At 56.6% G+C, this 13,938-nt stretch carries 13 protein-coding genes and 1 tRNA gene; 4 read left to right on the top strand and 10 right to left on the bottom strand.

What is annotated here, in order from left to right; genetic code table 11:
* Positions 1-7: 7 nt before the first annotated feature.
* The 5 genes from E0D86_RS13805 to metG all read right to left on the bottom strand — a co-directional run bounded on the left by E0D86_RS13805 (position 8) and on the right by metG (position 6,187).
* Positions 8-2,647, bottom strand: a complete 2,640-nt coding sequence (locus E0D86_RS13805; protein ID WP_131650613.1) for a restriction endonuclease — start codon at positions 2,645-2,647, stop codon at positions 8-10.
* Positions 2,648-2,991: 344 nt separating this feature from the next.
* Positions 2,992-3,065, bottom strand: a tRNA-Gly gene (locus E0D86_RS13800).
* A gap of 69 nt (positions 3,066-3,134) precedes the next feature.
* A complete protein-coding gene (locus tag E0D86_RS13795; RefSeq protein WP_131650612.1) occupies positions 3,135-3,827 on the bottom strand; it encodes a pseudouridine synthase in 693 nt (230 codons plus the stop codon).
* Entirely contained in the window at positions 3,827-4,036 is a 210-nt protein-coding gene (locus E0D86_RS13790; RefSeq protein WP_131650611.1) for a cysteine-rich CWC family protein, read from the bottom strand. The genes E0D86_RS13795 and E0D86_RS13790 overlap by 1 nt, the downstream gene beginning before the upstream one ends.
* Before the next feature lie 96 nt (positions 4,037-4,132).
* Positions 4,133-6,187, bottom strand: a complete 2,055-nt coding sequence (gene metG / locus E0D86_RS13785; RefSeq protein WP_131650610.1) for a methionine--tRNA ligase — start codon at positions 6,185-6,187, stop codon at positions 4,133-4,135.
* A 194-nt stretch (positions 6,188-6,381) separates the two neighbouring features.
* On the opposite strand from metG, the gene apbC reads away from it, so the two are divergent.
* Complete coding sequence (gene apbC, locus E0D86_RS13780) at positions 6,382-7,476, top strand: iron-sulfur cluster carrier protein ApbC (protein WP_131650609.1); 1,095 nt, start codon at positions 6,382-6,384, stop codon at positions 7,474-7,476.
* 254 nt (positions 7,477-7,730) lie between these two features.
* Here apbC and E0D86_RS13775 read toward each other — a convergent pair whose 3' ends face one another.
* Positions 7,731-7,940, bottom strand: coding sequence for a cold-shock protein (locus tag E0D86_RS13775; RefSeq protein ID WP_003282211.1), 210 nt, complete (start codon positions 7,938-7,940; stop codon positions 7,731-7,733).
* Between the two features lie 316 nt (positions 7,941-8,256).
* Here E0D86_RS13775 and dcd point away from each other — a divergent pair, with 316 nt between their 5' ends.
* Positions 8,257-8,823: a dCTP deaminase gene (gene dcd / locus E0D86_RS13770; RefSeq protein WP_021207353.1), complete on the top strand. Its 567-nt coding sequence runs from the start codon at positions 8,257-8,259 to the stop codon at positions 8,821-8,823.
* A gap of 103 nt (positions 8,824-8,926) precedes the next feature.
* Here the strand turns inward: dcd and E0D86_RS13765 are convergent, their stop codons facing one another.
* The 3 genes from E0D86_RS13765 to E0D86_RS13755 all read right to left on the bottom strand — a co-directional run bounded on the left by E0D86_RS13765 (position 8,927) and on the right by E0D86_RS13755 (position 11,337).
* Complete coding sequence (locus tag E0D86_RS13765; protein ID WP_131650608.1) at positions 8,927-9,610, bottom strand: SDR family oxidoreductase; 684 nt, start codon at positions 9,608-9,610, stop codon at positions 8,927-8,929.
* Positions 9,611-9,789: 179 nt separating this feature from the next.
* On the bottom strand, positions 9,790-10,371 hold the full coding sequence (locus E0D86_RS13760; protein WP_037023489.1) for a superoxide dismutase: 582 nt from the start codon (positions 10,369-10,371) through the stop codon (positions 9,790-9,792).
* Positions 10,372-10,734: 363 nt separating this feature from the next.
* Positions 10,735-11,337 (bottom strand): LysE/ArgO family amino acid transporter, encoded by a 603-nt coding sequence (locus tag E0D86_RS13755; RefSeq protein WP_131650607.1) that lies wholly within the window; start codon positions 11,335-11,337, stop codon positions 10,735-10,737.
* Positions 11,338-11,434: 97 nt separating this feature from the next.
* On the opposite strand from E0D86_RS13755, the gene E0D86_RS13750 reads away from it, so the two are divergent.
* On the top strand, positions 11,435-12,322 hold the full coding sequence (locus tag E0D86_RS13750; RefSeq protein WP_131650606.1) for a LysR family transcriptional regulator ArgP: 888 nt from the start codon (positions 11,435-11,437) through the stop codon (positions 12,320-12,322).
* 4 nt (positions 12,323-12,326) lie between these two features.
* Here the strand turns inward: E0D86_RS13750 and E0D86_RS13745 are convergent, their stop codons facing one another.
* Positions 12,327-12,608 carry a hypothetical protein gene (locus tag E0D86_RS13745; RefSeq protein WP_131650605.1) on the bottom strand — a complete coding sequence of 94 codons (282 nt, stop codon included), beginning with the start codon at positions 12,606-12,608 and terminating at the stop codon, positions 12,327-12,329.
* 374 nt (positions 12,609-12,982) lie between these two features.
* On the opposite strand from E0D86_RS13745, the gene E0D86_RS13740 reads away from it, so the two are divergent.
* Complete coding sequence (locus E0D86_RS13740; protein ID WP_131650604.1) at positions 12,983-13,909, top strand: ATPase; 927 nt, start codon at positions 12,983-12,985, stop codon at positions 13,907-13,909.
* The last annotated feature ends 29 nt before the right edge of the window (positions 13,910-13,938 follow it).

Below are 13,938 nucleotides of genomic sequence, written 5' to 3'. Positions count from 1 at the left end.
TGTTCGTTTAATATTTAAAACGTTTTTCTGGAATAATGCCTAGCTTCTTAGCTAAGGCGGTAACCTTTTTTAAACGCCACTTAACTGTTGCTAAGGTCAGTCCCTCGCCAGCAATTTTAGTAAATACCTCTAGGCAAGGCTGGCCATTATTAATTGCTTCCCACAAAGCCGCATATCCATCGTCAAGCAGTTGCCCTGTTAAAGCTTCAGCCAATTCATCAGTGTCGGAAACAGCTAGTTGAGTTCCTACCAGAACACCGGAGTTTCTCAGGTCTCCTTTCGCTTTTATACCTTCTTTGTCTGTCGGATCAATCCCATCAATCAGCTGTAATGTCACGTCCTTCATCTTCGAAAAGGAGGTCACAGGGAAGAACAGTCCTTTGTTTCCTGATCTCAGTCCAGAAATCTGCTTTAAGTTCCCGAGCTCTGCAGCTGCTTGCGCATGACTATAATCCGTTGTTCTAAGGATTCCGTTTTTGTCTACCGTAAGAATTTTTAGGGATAGAAGCCACGATTTCAAAATAGTAGAATAAAGTCGCCAGGTATTATCTGATGCTTCGATATATGGATATGATGTCGAAAATAGGCTTGGGAGGTCATTCTCAAGAATCTGTTCCCCTGCTAGCAGTCTGCCCAACAGGCTTTCTACAAGAGTGTTGTCCATAAGCTTGCGCCGAAGATATCCGGCTAGTTGACCTTGAGAGTACAGGTCTTTGATTTTTGCCGGAATAATCCATTGTCCTGTTGTAGAAGCCTCAACAAGGTCCAAGTTCCTAAATTCTTTGACAAGATTAAAAGCATACCCCTCACTTACGTCAAGTTCATTCTTCAGATAATCGATATTTATGTGGTGTGCGGAAATGACTTTTCGGAACAAGCTGATCACTGCACCCGGATACATTCTGTAAATTGTAAGAAGTCGAAATTCAGGAAGCTTTTGATATATAAGATATTCTTTGAATACGTCGTTATAGGTATCGTAAGTGGAGCCGCTTAGCCTGACTAGCCGCGACGTCGTAAGCTTGTCTAAAACCTTAACAAGCATCGGGTCTTCGTCAAATTGATACTGGAGTTCTTTGAAGTCCGCCGGTAGCTTTGATGCAATTTTAGTCAAGTATCCTTTTTCAAATTCATCCAATCCTTCGAGTTCTTCTTCAAAAAGGTCGTTTAGTTTAAGACCTGATCCGATAAGGTCGCGATGGGAGTCTCCCTGTTTTGTAAGTTTGAGGACATGTGCAATTGTTCGTTTGAGTAACCATGGGAAGCCTTGCGCGAATTCGATAATATATGGAAGAATTTCTTTACTTAAAACGTAGTTATTGTTCTCATTAATTTTTTCAAGAAGAAGAATTGATTCGTCTCTTTCGAAGTCGGGCAGTGTGTAGCTTTTTGAGATGCTGTTTATCCGCCCCAAGGATACCTTTGTATCGTCATATGTAGTGAGTTGGTCGTTTTTTCTGGCTACGACAATGTAGGCGCTTCCGTTTAGTTTTGTTAAAGCGCTTGCAATGTATTCGTAGCAGTCATATATCTCGGGGTTGATGAATGTTGATTCGAATTGATCAACAAAGAAAACCGCTTTTCGCCCATTGAGCCGTTCTTGTAGCTCAGCAAGAGCCTCATCTATTTCAATATAGCTAGTCGGTATTTTTAAACTTTGAGTAAATCTAGCGACTAGCGAGAATATGTCATAGACAGTTTTTACATCTCGGGAGTCATGAAGCTCAGTGACATGGCCTAGGGAAGACAGTTTATTTTCAAAGAAAGAAATTACTGAGCTTTTCCCTACGCCGGAACGACTCTTCACTTGAATTACATTTGGGATATGATTGCCTTCGATATGCTCGCTAAGCTCTTCTACGAAGGCTTTCCTGCCAACAAAAACTCCGGGCCCTGCTGGCAGCCTGTAATCAGCCCAATCTGTACCGACCGGCAGGCCCCTTTGGATTTCTCGAGGCCGGTTTTCGTTCGTTATAGTTTTGCTACTGGCTGAAATAACGGCTGGTTCTAGTCCGGAAAGCTCCGGAAGGCTGTCTCTTAATTTCTCGCAAAATATTTTGTCTTGGACAAAATCTCCGCTTTCTGAAAAAACAGCAAAGGAAGATGGAGTGCCTGAATCAGTTCGTTTCAATATGGCGAGCTTGTAATATCCATTCTCTGTAGTAAGAATATTGTTGGCGACTATGCTGTGGGAAAGTCGTTCGATTTTTTTTGCCAGCTCAGTCTCAGAGGGTAGCTTAAGAGATGTGGAAATTTCATCATATAGTGTGCTGCCGGTCTTAGCGCTAAGGCCTAAATCTTTAACTGTTGAAAAATAATTGTCAGCTTCGGGCGTCATTGGCGACAAGGAAAGAAAAAGACCGTGAATTCTTTTGTTTAGCAAGCCTAGAGGGATCAGCTTTCCAACGAATGCAGAAACAACTTGTCCAGACATGCTTTTGCTATGTGCTTTTGCTTCGCCGATAATTTTTTGTCCGGTGGCTCTGGATGTCCCTTCTATGTCGTATTCTAGGCTGGCGTGTTTTTTTCTTAATTCTACGTTGTAGCCCGATTGATCTAGATATGCTGCTAATAGCTTTTCAAAAAGGGTTCCCTTATAGAATGAGGCATTTTCCTCAGTTTGCAGTCCATGAAAAAAAAGAAACATATATATCCTAAGGCCTCAAACTGAACGCAACATTTGTGTTAGAAATCGATCCATAAAGTCGATGCATCGTCCCATTTACTTTATAGCCGTATTTTTAGTTTTTCGGCAATATAATCTAATAGAGCATCAAGTTCTGCATGCGGTATGTCCGTATCTAGGCTAAATCAGAGAGGCTGACAATGGTCTCTTTATGGCCAAGCCGTATTGCCTTTGAAATCGCCCCTATGGCCCGTTTTAAGGAAAAAGGGGACAGATTTATTTTTCCACCAAGCCCGGCGGCAACCCCTCAGAAACAAGCCAAACCCTAAACGAAAAAGCCCCGCAAATGCAGGGCTTTTCAAATCTGGAGCGGGCGAAGGGAATCGAACCCTCGTCATGAGCTTGGGAAGCTCAGGTAATGCCATTATACGACGCCCGCGTAGGCAGCCTTTGTACCAGAAGGGTGGGGAGAGGAGAAGCGGGTGAGGCGTTTGGGTCGAGGAATGTTTCAGACTTGAGCAATTTCCGAAGGCGTCAGGCTGCGGTACTGGCCGGGGGCAAGGGTGGGGTCGAGCAGCAGCGGGCCCATGCGTTCGCGGTGCAAGGCGATGACCTTGATATTGAAGTGGCCGAACATGCGTTTGACCTGATGGTAACGGCCTTCATGCAGGGTCAGGCGGGCTTGATGCGAGCCCAGCAGTTCAAGTTCGGCGGGCCGGGTGGTGAGGTTCTCGAAGCGAAAGTAGAGGCCTTCGGCGAAGCGGTCGACGCAGATCGGATCGATGGGGTCTTCCGTTTCCACAAAGTAGGTTTTACCCAGCAGGCTTTCCGGCTGGGTGAGGCGCCGGGACCAGAGTCCGTCGTTGGTGATGATCATCAGTCCGGTGGTGTTGAAGTCCAGCCGACCGGCGATGTGCAGTTCTTCCTTGTCCTGTTCGTTCAGCAGATCCAGCACCGTGGGGTATTGCGGATCGGCGGTGGCGCTGACGCAGCCGACCGGTTTGTTCAGCATAAAGAAGCGCGCGGGTTTGCCTGCCTGCAGCACCTCGCCATCCAGCTCGATACGATCGAAGACACGAATGTCATGGGTGCCGTCGCAAACCGTCTTGCCATTTACCGAGGCGCGGCCCGAGGCCAACAACAGGCGTGCCTGGCGGTGGCTGCAGTGAGGTAGGTTGGCAAGGAAGCGGTCGAGGCGCATCAGGGTTTGGTAGGTGACTCGCCGCTGGCGCAGCGTGGGCAGATGCAGGCCCTGTTTCGCGCGTCGTCGGGAATGCGTTCACGGGCTTCGGGTGCGATCTCGGCGGTGAAGCACCAGCAGGGCTGGGTAGCGGTCGCGGGATTGGCTAGGCCGCAGCTATTTGGCTGTCCACAGATTGGGCAGCGGCTGGCGTCAGGTGAATCAGTCATAACCGCCTCCGGGCAGTGGCAGTGCTTGATGCGGTGAACCTGTTGTGAGCGTGAAAAAGAAGCCCGGCATTGCACCGGGCTTCTCGTACTACGTCCTTACTTGACGCGCTGACCCGGCTTGGCGCCGCTGTCGGGGCTGAGCAGGTAGATGTCTTCGCCGCCAGGACCGGCGGCCAGCACCATGCCTTCGGAGACGCCGAACTTCATCTTGCGCGCCGCCAGGTTGGCAACATAGAGGGTCAGGCGGCCTTCCAGCTTGCTTGGGTCCGGGTAGGCGCTCTTGATGCCGGAGAACACGTTGCGCTTGGCGTCGCCAATGTCGAGGGTCAGGCGCAGCAGCTTGTCGGCACCTTCAACGAACTCGCATTTCTCGATCAGCGCGATACGCATGTCCACTGCGGCAAAGGCGTCGAAGGCGATTTCCGCAGCAATCGGTTCCTTGGTCAGTTCACCGTTGCCAGCCTCAGGGGTTGCGCCGGGCGCGGCGGTTTCGGTGGAGGCGAGGTCTTCCTTGGATGATTCGATCATGGCTTCGATTTTGGCAGGCTCGATACGGGTCAAAAGCGGGGTGAAGGCGTTGAGCTGGTGGTTGGTCAGCAGCGTTTGCAGGTCAGCCCAGCGCAGCGGCTCGACGTTCAGAAAGCGCTCGGCGTCAGCGGCTAGGTTCGGCAGCACCGGCTTGAGGAGGATCACCAGCTGGCGGAACAGGTTGATGCCGGTGGCGCAGATCGCCTGGACTTCATCCTGCATGCCGTCCTGCTTGTTCAGTGCCCAGGGCGCCTTGTCGGCGATCCAGGCGTTGGCGCGGTCGGCCAGCGCCATGATTTCGCGCATGGCGCGGGCGAAATCGCGGTTCTCGTAAGCGTCGGCAATGGATGGTGCGGCGGTCTGGAAGGCGTCGGTCAGTTCCGGCGCGGCATTGCGGTCGACCATCAGGCCGCCGTTGCCCTTGTGGATGAACCCTGCGCAACGGCTGGCGATGTTGACGACTTTGCCGACTAGATCGGAATTGACCTTTTGCACGAAGTCTTCGAGGTTCAGGTCCAGGTCATCGACGCCACGACCGAGCTTGGCCGCGTAGTAGTAGCGCAGATACTCGGGGTTCAGATGATCGAGGTAGGTGCGCGCCTTGATAAAGGTGCCGCGCGACTTGGACATCTTCTGCCCATTCACCGTCAGGTAACCGTGCACTGCGACGGCGGTGGGCTTGCGGTAGCCGGCGCCTTCGAGCATGGCGGGCCAGAACAGGGTGTGGAAGTTGATGATGTCCTTGCCGATGAAGTGATACAGCTCGGCGCTGGAGTCTTTCTTCCAGAAGGTATCGAAGTTCAGCTCCGGGCGGCGTGCGCACAGGTTCTTGAAGCTGGCCATGTAGCCGATGGGCGCATCCAGCCAGACGTAGAAGTACTTGCCGGGCTCGTCCGGGATCTCGAAACCGAAGTAGGGCGCATCGCGGGAGATATCCCACTCGTGCAGGCCGCCATCGAGCCATTCGGCGATCTTGTTAGCGACGGAATCCTGCAGGCTGCCGCTGCGGGTCCATTCCTTGAGCATCGCCTCGAAGTCGGGCAGCTTGAAGAAGAAGTGCTTGGAGTCACGCAGCACCGGCGTGGCGCCGGAAATGGCCGAGCGTGGGTTCTTGAGTTCGGTGGGCTCGTAGGTCGCGCCGCACTTTTCACAGTTGTCGCCGTATTGGTCCTCGGCCGCGCACTTCGGGCAGGTGCCTTTGATGAAACGGTCGGCGAGGAACATGCCCTTTTCAGGGTCGAAATACTGGGTGACCGAACGCGTGGCGATGTGGCCGGCGTCGCGCAGCTTGGTGTAAATCAGGCTCGACAGCTCGCGGTTCTCTTCGGAGTGGGTCGAGTGGAAGTTGTCGAAGTCGACCAGGAAGTCGGCGAAGTCGGCGCTGTGTTCAGCCTGCACATTGGCGATCAGCTGCTCCGGCGTGATGCCTTCCTTTTCAGCGCGCAGCATGATGGCCGAGCCGTGGGCGTCGTCGGCGCAGACATAGATGCACTGGTTGCCACGCAGTTTCTGAAACCGCACCCACATGTCCGTCTGGATGTACTCGAGCATGTGGCCAAGGTGAATCGAACCGTTGGCGTAGGGCAGGGCACTGGTAACGAGGATCTGGCGAGCTTCGGACATTGGGAAAATCTGCAGTCGGGGTTGCGAAGTGAGTCGGTCACTATAAAGGTGCGAGGTTTTTTTTTCACCCGCACTGGCGCGGCTGGTGCCGGTCGAATACCGAGTGCCGCGCCATGTTGACGCGGTTGATGGGCCCATACGGCACCACGGGGTAAGATGCCCGTCTGTTTTACTAGGTTTTCTTGGGAGTAGTCATGACCGTCACACGCGAAGCTGTCGAAGCCGTACTGCGCCAGTACACCGACCCGAACTTGAACCAGGACCCGGTGAGCGCCGGTTGTGTACGTTCCATCGAGGTTCAGGGCGATCGCGTGGGCGTGCAGCTCGAGCTTGGTTATGCCGCTGGGCTGTTTCGCAGCGGTTGGGCGCAAATGCTTGCGATGGCGATCGAGCAGCTCGAAGGCGTGACGCGTGCTGACGTCCAGGTTGACTGCGTAATCAAGCCGCACAAGGCGCAGGACCAGGTGCCGGCGCTGGCCAATGTGAAGAACATCATCGCGGTGGCCTCCGGTAAGGGCGGTGTTGGCAAGTCCACCACGGCGGCCAACCTGGCGCTGGCGCTGGCCCGCGAAGGCGCGCGTGTCGGCGTGCTGGATGCCGATATTTACGGGCCGAGCCAGGGCATCATGTTCGGCATTCCCGAGGGGACCAAGCCGCAGATTCGCGACCAGAAATGGTTCGTGCCGTTGGAGGCGCATGGTGTGCAGCTGATGTCCATGGCGTTTCTGGCCGACGACAAGACGCCGATGGTCTGGCGCGGCCCGATGGTTTCCGGGGCCTTGTTGCAATTGATCACCCAGACCGCCTGGAGCGATCTCGACTATCTGGTGGTGGACATGCCGCCGGGTACCGGTGACATCCAGCTGACCCTGGCGCAGAAGGTCCCGGTGACCGGTTCGGTAATCGTGACCACGCCGCAGGATCTGGCGCTACTCGACGCCAAGAAAGGGGTCGAGATGTTCCGCAAAGTGAATATTCCGGTGCTGGGTGTGGTGGAGAACATGGCCATTCACATCTGCTCAAATTGCGGCCACGCCGAGCATTTGTTCGGTGAAGGGGGCGGCGAGAAGCTGGCGGGCGAATACAACGTCGACCTGCTGGCTTCGCTGCCGCTGTCCATGGCTATCCGCAGCCAGGCCGATGCTGGCAAGCCGACTGCAATTGCTGACCCGGAAAGCCAGATCGCCATGATCTATCAGGAAGTGGCGCGAACAGTCGGTGCGCGAATCTCGCAGAGCGGGCAGATCATCGCCCAGTCGATGCCGAACATTGTGGTGTCCGACGACTGATCCGTTTCACGGCGGCGGAAGCCTTTAGCGGCAGGGCACGGTAAAAGCAGTTTTGCGGGTTGGTATGGTTTCGGTGTAAGGCGTGGTTCGCGGCAAGCGACACAAGTGCCTGCGCCGATTCCATTCTAGAAAGCCAATCCGCAATTTCAGCCAGCGTTCCGCTGGGCAGGTATGCGCTTGTGATCGTGTCTTCAGCCAAATCGCAGGCACAAAAAAGCCCCGCCGAAGCGGGGCTTTTTCAGAGAAGACTCAGGTTAGATAACCTGAACTTCCTCAGCTTGCATGCCCTTCTGGCCGCGAGTAGCGACGAAGGAAACTTGCTGGCCTTCTTTCAGGCTCTTGAAACCGTCGCCTTGGATGGCGCGGAAGTGTACGAAGAGGTCGTCACCGGATTGCGGAGTGATGAAGCCGAAGCCTTTTTCATCGTTGAACCACTTAACGGTACCGGTTTGGCGATTGGACATTTGAATGTCTCCTTGAACAATGTAGAGATGATTTGAACGGGCAAATACCCCGAACGGTGACTGTGTGCAAGGAGTTAGGAGTCGTAGCAATGATCGGATCGAAATCTAAACATGTAGCGATTCACGGTGACACATGCAGCAGCAGCCAAGGAAAGATACTCCATTTCTGTCGCAATGCGAGCATTATTTTCAGTTTCCGGCCAAAGCGTCAGAGATGCGACGCAAGGTCCTGAGTCACGGCCTTTGAACCGGCTTCATGGCCTCGGTAAGATGCGCACCTTATCTAACGCCCACCAGCCAAATCAGGACGCCCGCCATGAGCATCAAATCGGACAAGTGGATTCGCCGGATGGCCCAGGAGCACGGCATGATCGAGCCCTACGTTGAGCGCCAGGTGCGCACCGAGGGTAACGAAAGGCTGATTTCTTACGGCGTGTCCAGTTATGGCTACGACGTGCGCTGCGCCGATGAATTCAAGGTTTTCACCAACATCAACTCGGCGACCGTCGATCCGAAGAACTTCGACGAGAAGAGCTTTGTCGATATCAAGAGCGACGTCTGCATCATTCCGCCGAATTCCTTTGCGCTGGCCCGTACCGTCGAGTACTTCCGCATTCCGCGTAACGTCCTGACTATCTGTCTGGGTAAAAGCACCTATGCCCGCTGCGGCATCATCGTCAACGTGACGCCGCTTGAGCCGGAGTGGGAAGGGCACGTGACGCTGGAATTCTCCAACACCACTACGCTGCCGGCGAAGATCTATGCCAACGAGGGCGTCGCGCAGATGCTCTTCCTCGAATCGGATGAAGAGTGCGAGACGTCTTACCGTGATCGCGGCGGTAAGTATCAGGGCCAGCGCGGAGTGACGCTGCCAAAGGCGTAAGCCTCAAGCCCCGGATCGCTGGTGGATCCCTCGATGCGAGTGATGACTAACGTTGCCACTCGCATCGTCGTTTCTGGCGTCTGAACGGCACCGGTTCATTGCTTCACCAAGGCAATGGCTCGCCCTGATAGTCAATGAAGCGGTGACCGCCCTGACCGGCAGCGCGCTTGACCTGCTCGACCATGCCGCGGCAACTGGTTTCGACGTCCAACGGTGCCTCCGCTCCGCCCATATCGGTCCTGACCCATCCCGGATGCATCGACAGCACCGTAAGGCGCGTGTCTTCGCCGAGTTCGGCTACGAAGGTTCGGGTCAAATGGTTGAGGGCCGCCTTGCTGGCGCCGTAGAGCGGCATGCCCATGCCGGGGCCGGTTTCGACGCTGCCCATGATCGAACTCATGAAGGTAATAACGCCGGTGCGCGGATTGACCAGCGGCAGCATGTGCCTGGCCAGCCGCACCGGCGCGATCGTGTTGGTCATGAACAGCTGGCTAATGTCTTCGGGTGTGGCGGTGTCGGCTGAGAGCGCGCGCGAGCCGGAAACGCCTGCATTTATGTAGAGCACGTCCAGGGTGATGCCGGACAACCGCTGGGTGAGGGCGTCAACGCCGGCGACATCGTCTATGTCCAGCGCTTCAATACGAACATTCGCGACGGTCTTCAGCGCATCCGCACGCTGTGGATCGCGGACGGTCGCGATCACGTGCCATCCTTCGTTGGCGAACTGCTTGGCCAGGCCCAGGCCGAGACCGCGTGATGCGCCGATGAGCAACACTGTGTTGGACATTGGGAAAGCTCCGAGAGAGACGGGCTGACAAGCATAGTCGATACCGTCTAGGCATTCGCCGGGACCCGGCAGCTGCGCGTGTGCCTGAAACGAAAATGCCCGCATCACCGGGATGCGGGCATTTCGGTTGCGAGCGCCACGGAGCGGGGTGAGCCGTCCCGTGTTGCTAGCGTGGCGACTCAGCCAGCGAAGTTCTTCGCGACGAAGTCCCAGTTGACTACGTTCCAGAATGCTTCGACGAACTTCGGACGCGCATTGCGGTAGTCGATGTAGTAGGCGTGTTCCCAGACGTCGCAAGTCAGCAGCGGCTTGTCACCAGCGGTCATCGGGTTGCCGGCACCGATGGTGCTCGCCAGGCCGACGCTGCCGTCGGACTTCTTCACCAGCCAGGCCCAGCCGGAGCCGAAAGTGCCGATGGCGGTCTTGGTGAACTCTTCCTTGAACTTGTCGAAGTCGCCGAAAGCGGCGTTGATGGCATCAGCCAGGGCGCCGGTCGGCTGGCCACCGGCGTTCGGTGCCATGCAGTTCCAGAAGAAAGTGTGGTTCCAGACCTGAGCGGCGTTGTTGAAGATACCGCCGGACGAAGTCTTGATGATGGTTTCCAGATCCTTGCCTTCGAACTCGGTGCCCGGGATCAGGTTGTTCAGGTTGGTGACGTAAGCCTGGTGATGCTTGCCGTGGTGGTATTCGAAAGTCTCGGCGGAAATGTGCGGCTCGAGGGCATTCTTTTCAAACGGAAGCGGCGGCAATTCGAAAGCCATGGTGTATCTCCTGCTCAGGTGTCGAGAATAGATGCGGCTCGGAAGGAGGCAGTCTGCGCTGGTGATCAGCGCCTCGCGGAACGGGGAAACTACTGCACTGATGTTCGTCCGTTGACGCCTGTTGTTCCCTTCGCTCGCTACATGCGTGCGTATTCTTTCGGCCGTTCACGGGCACGACCGTAATGGCGGGCTGAAGCATTCCGCTCCATACCCGCGAACCAGGGATCATAGCACCCACCCTGTGGCAAAACCACGCGCCAACTGTGTGGAAAACCGAAGCCAGAGCGCCCCAGTGAAGGCCAGGGCAGGGTGTGGTGGTGCCGTAAGCCCTCTGCGTGGACACCCGATCCGGGCGGGTGTTCCTCAGGCGTAGACAACCAGTTGTGCGGCAATGGCGAACATCATTCCCGCCACTCCCAGATCGATCAGCCGCCAGGTCATCGGTCGCGCAAGCCAGGGTGCAAGCCAGGCCCCTCCGAGCGCGAGAATCAGGAACCACAGGGTCGATGCGCTCGCAGCACCTAGAGTGTAAGCACCGGGCTCGGGCTGCTGGGCACCGAGGGAGCCGATCAGCAGCACTGTATCGAGATAAACGTGCGGGTTGAGCAGCGTGACCGCCAACGCCGCAAGCAGCACGCTGCGCAGTGAGCGCGGAGCGCGCTGGGCATCTTCAAGCAAGGCTTGCGGTCGGGCCGCACGGCGCAGGGCGATGACGCCATAAAACAGTAGGAACGTGACGCCACCCCAACGGGTGATTTGCAGCAGCAACGGGTTCTCTGCCAATACAGCGGCGAGACCGAAGACCCCGACGCTGACCAGCAGGATGTCGCAGAGAATGCACAGCGCGGCGACAGGCAGATGGTGTTCGCGTCGTAGGCTCTGGGCCAGGACGAAGGCGTTTTGCGCGCCGATGGCGATGATCAAGCCCGCCGTGACCAACAGCCCATTGAAATAACTCTGCCACATGTCGTGCTGCCTGTTTCCATTGAAAGACGGCTCGCAGTCTCGGCGGCTCTTGCGTATAAGGAAAACGAAATATGCTGATGACATATAAGGAAATCTGATGTTCGATTACAAACTGCTGGCGGCTCTGGCTGCGGTGGTCGAGCAGGCTGGTTTCGATCGGGCAGCGCAGGCGCTGGGACTGTCCCAATCGGCGATATCCCAGCGCATCAAATTGCTCGAGGCTCGGCTGGGCCAGCCGGTACTGCTGCGCGCCTCGCCACCGCAGCCGACCGAGGTGGGCCGACGTCTGCTCAATCATGTGCAACAGGTGCGTCTGTTGGAGCGCGATTTACAGGGTCAGGTGCCGGAGCTGGATGAAAACCGTCTGCCCGAGCGGCTGCGCATCGCCTTGAACTCCGACAGCCTCGCGACTTGGTGGGCAGAAGCGGTGGCTCCGTTCTGCACCGAGCACGGGGTTGTGCTCGATCATGTGTTGGAAGATCAGGCGGTAGGTCTCAAGCGTATGCGAGCCGGGGAAGTGGCTGCCTGTGTTTGCGCTGTGGAGCGCCCCTTGGCCGGAGCTCGCAGTCAGTTTCTTGGTGCCATGCGCTATCGCGCCCTTGCCAGCCCAGCATTTATTGCGCGTCACCTCGCTAGCAACGCACCGGCGGAAGCCTTGTTGCGGGCCCCGGCCATTGTCTTCGGGCCGGATGATCAGCTGCAGCATCGCTATCTGGCTTCGCTGGGTTTGAGCGGCGCCTTCAGCCACCACCTTTGCCCGTCGTCGGAGGGATTCGTTCGCTTGTTGGAGAGTGACTTGGGCTGGGGCCTGGTGCCTGAACTTCAGGTGCGCGCCGAGCTTGCCAGCGGAGCTCTGGTGGATGTGTTTCGTGGTAAGCCGATCGACGTGCCGCTCTACTGGCATCATTGGCGCAACGGTGGTGAGTTGCTCGGTGAACTTACCCGGCAGCTGACGCGCTCGGCGAGGCAATGGCTGGTGGACTGAGCGCTCAGCCGAGAACCCGTTGCCCGCGATAGATACGTACCGAAGGTTCACGCTTGCCGCCATCGCCGATTGAGGCCGGTTTAGCTGTAACTGGCGTATGTGTGTCGGTGAAGGTGGCCAATTGTCTGCCGAGTTCGCGCGTCATTTCATCTGTTGAGCGGAGGCAGGCCGTCAACATTGCCTGAATGGCATCGGGCTGGCTCAGGCGGATGTCCAGCTGCTGCTCGTCGCGCAGCCGGCGGCGCAGGTTCCGCATGCAATCCAGTAAAGCCTTATTGAACTCCATGGCGATTCGTCCTTCTGATGCTGCCGCAGAACACGAATTTCAGGGCCCGACATCCATGTCGGAAAGCGCTATCCAATGGCAAGACTGACAAAGCAATGGGCGTACCAAGTCCAGCTTTAGCAGCGCCCACATCGGTGGGATTTCCTTGTCAGTCCCGTCGCGTCTGGGTTTGACGGTTTCGCCTTGTTTCAAGAGCAACGGAGCAGTCCCGTTATCGCACCGCATTGTTGCGCCTGGACTGCACGATCTTGAGCCGCGGCCGCGCCAAACGCGTGATCGAGGTGCACTGATTGCCTCATTCACACCGCTGAAGTGGCTCCACTGAATCGTTATACTGCGCGCTGTCTCTCGCTTCGCGCTACCAAAGGTATCCCATGCGCAACGATGCTCACGACGAACTGGACCACGTACCCAGCCTCACCGCCGGCCGTGACCGCGACCCCTATCCTGCGCCTGAACTCGATCCGGTCATCCGGCCTGCCAGTGGCCGTACCGACGATGTGCGGCATAAGCGCCGTGCGGCCAGCACCGCGCCGTTGTGGATCATGATCGTGGCGCTTTTCGCCCTGTTGGCGGCGCTGGGCTGGTGGAGCATGCAGCAGATTTCCCGGCTGGAAGTGCAACTGGTTGCCACGCAGGAAAGCTTTGCGCGCATCAGCGAGGACGCCGCCGGCCGGCTGCAGGATATTTCCGGAAAGATGGTTGCCACCGAGTCCAACGTGACGACCGAAGGCGAAGCCTTGAAGTTGCGCATCAAGCAATTGGAAAAACAGGCGCTGGATCTGGCCGAGCAGCAACGTGCGATCACGACCCAACAGCAGAGCCTGACCGGCAAACAGGGCAATCAGGACCAGCGCCTGGATGAGCAGGGGATACGTATCGGTCGCGTCGCCACCGACGTGCGGGATCATCAGTCCGCTACCGCAACGCTCACCGAGACCGTCAAAGGCGTTGCCGGTGAACAGGCTGGGCTCAAGTCTTCGGTAGCGAGTCTGCAGGGCTCGGTGGCTGAGCTGAACAAACTGTCGGCGCAGATCGATGGGCTGAGTAATTTGTCTGCCCGGATCGACGGGTTGAGCAAGGACATCGCAGCGCTGAAACAGCGAGGCGACGGCAGCCAGGCGGTCAGTCGGCTGGAGCAGGACATGTTGATTCTGCGCAGTGAGCTGGACAACCGGCCCTCTGCCACGCCTGGCGTCAATACCGCCGAATTCGATGCCTTCCGGGCGCAGATGACCCGCAATATCAGCACCCTGCAATCGCAAATTGCCAATTTGCAGGGGCAAATCAGCGGTCGTTGAAGCTGGCCGAGGAGCAACGGCGGGAATTT

This window comes from Pseudomonas sp. IC_126 (genome assembly GCF_004331835.1).
Classification (GTDB): Bacteria; Pseudomonadota; Gammaproteobacteria; order Pseudomonadales; family Pseudomonadaceae; genus Stutzerimonas.
The sequence above is the reverse complement of the archived record's forward strand: the minus strand, read 5'-3'. Positions and strand labels throughout refer to the sequence as shown.

Bases quoted from the DNA above. Each gene is read 5' to 3' on its own strand.
- E0D86_RS13740 (WP_131650604.1), top strand. From the start codon at position 12,983: ATGCGCAACGATGCTCACGACGAACTGGACCACGTACCCAGCCTCACC.
- E0D86_RS13805 (WP_131650613.1), bottom strand. From the start codon at position 2,647: ATGTTTCTTTTTTTTCATGGACTGCAAACTGAGGAAAATGCCTCATTC.
- E0D86_RS13750 (WP_131650606.1), top strand. From the start codon at position 11,435: ATGTTCGATTACAAACTGCTGGCGGCTCTGGCTGCGGTGGTCGAGCAG.
- E0D86_RS13775 (WP_003282211.1), bottom strand. From the start codon at position 7,940: ATGTCCAATCGCCAAACCGGTACCGTTAAGTGGTTCAACGATGAAAAA.
- E0D86_RS13795 (WP_131650612.1), bottom strand. From the start codon at position 3,827: ATGCGCCTCGACCGCTTCCTTGCCAACCTACCTCACTGCAGCCACCGC.
- dcd (WP_021207353.1), top strand. From the start codon at position 8,257: ATGAGCATCAAATCGGACAAGTGGATTCGCCGGATGGCCCAGGAGCAC.
- metG (WP_131650610.1), bottom strand. From the start codon at position 6,187: ATGTCCGAAGCTCGCCAGATCCTCGTTACCAGTGCCCTGCCCTACGCC.
- E0D86_RS13765 (WP_131650608.1), bottom strand. From the start codon at position 9,610: ATGTCCAACACAGTGTTGCTCATCGGCGCATCACGCGGTCTCGGCCTG.
- apbC (WP_131650609.1), top strand. From the start codon at position 6,382: ATGACCGTCACACGCGAAGCTGTCGAAGCCGTACTGCGCCAGTACACC.
- E0D86_RS13755 (WP_131650607.1), bottom strand. From the start codon at position 11,337: ATGTGGCAGAGTTATTTCAATGGGCTGTTGGTCACGGCGGGCTTGATC.
- E0D86_RS13760 (WP_037023489.1), bottom strand. From the start codon at position 10,371: ATGGCTTTCGAATTGCCGCCGCTTCCGTTTGAAAAGAATGCCCTCGAG.
- E0D86_RS13745 (WP_131650605.1), bottom strand. From the start codon at position 12,608: ATGGAGTTCAATAAGGCTTTACTGGATTGCATGCGGAACCTGCGCCGC.
- E0D86_RS13790 (WP_131650611.1), bottom strand. From the start codon at position 4,036: ATGACTGATTCACCTGACGCCAGCCGCTGCCCAATCTGTGGACAGCCA.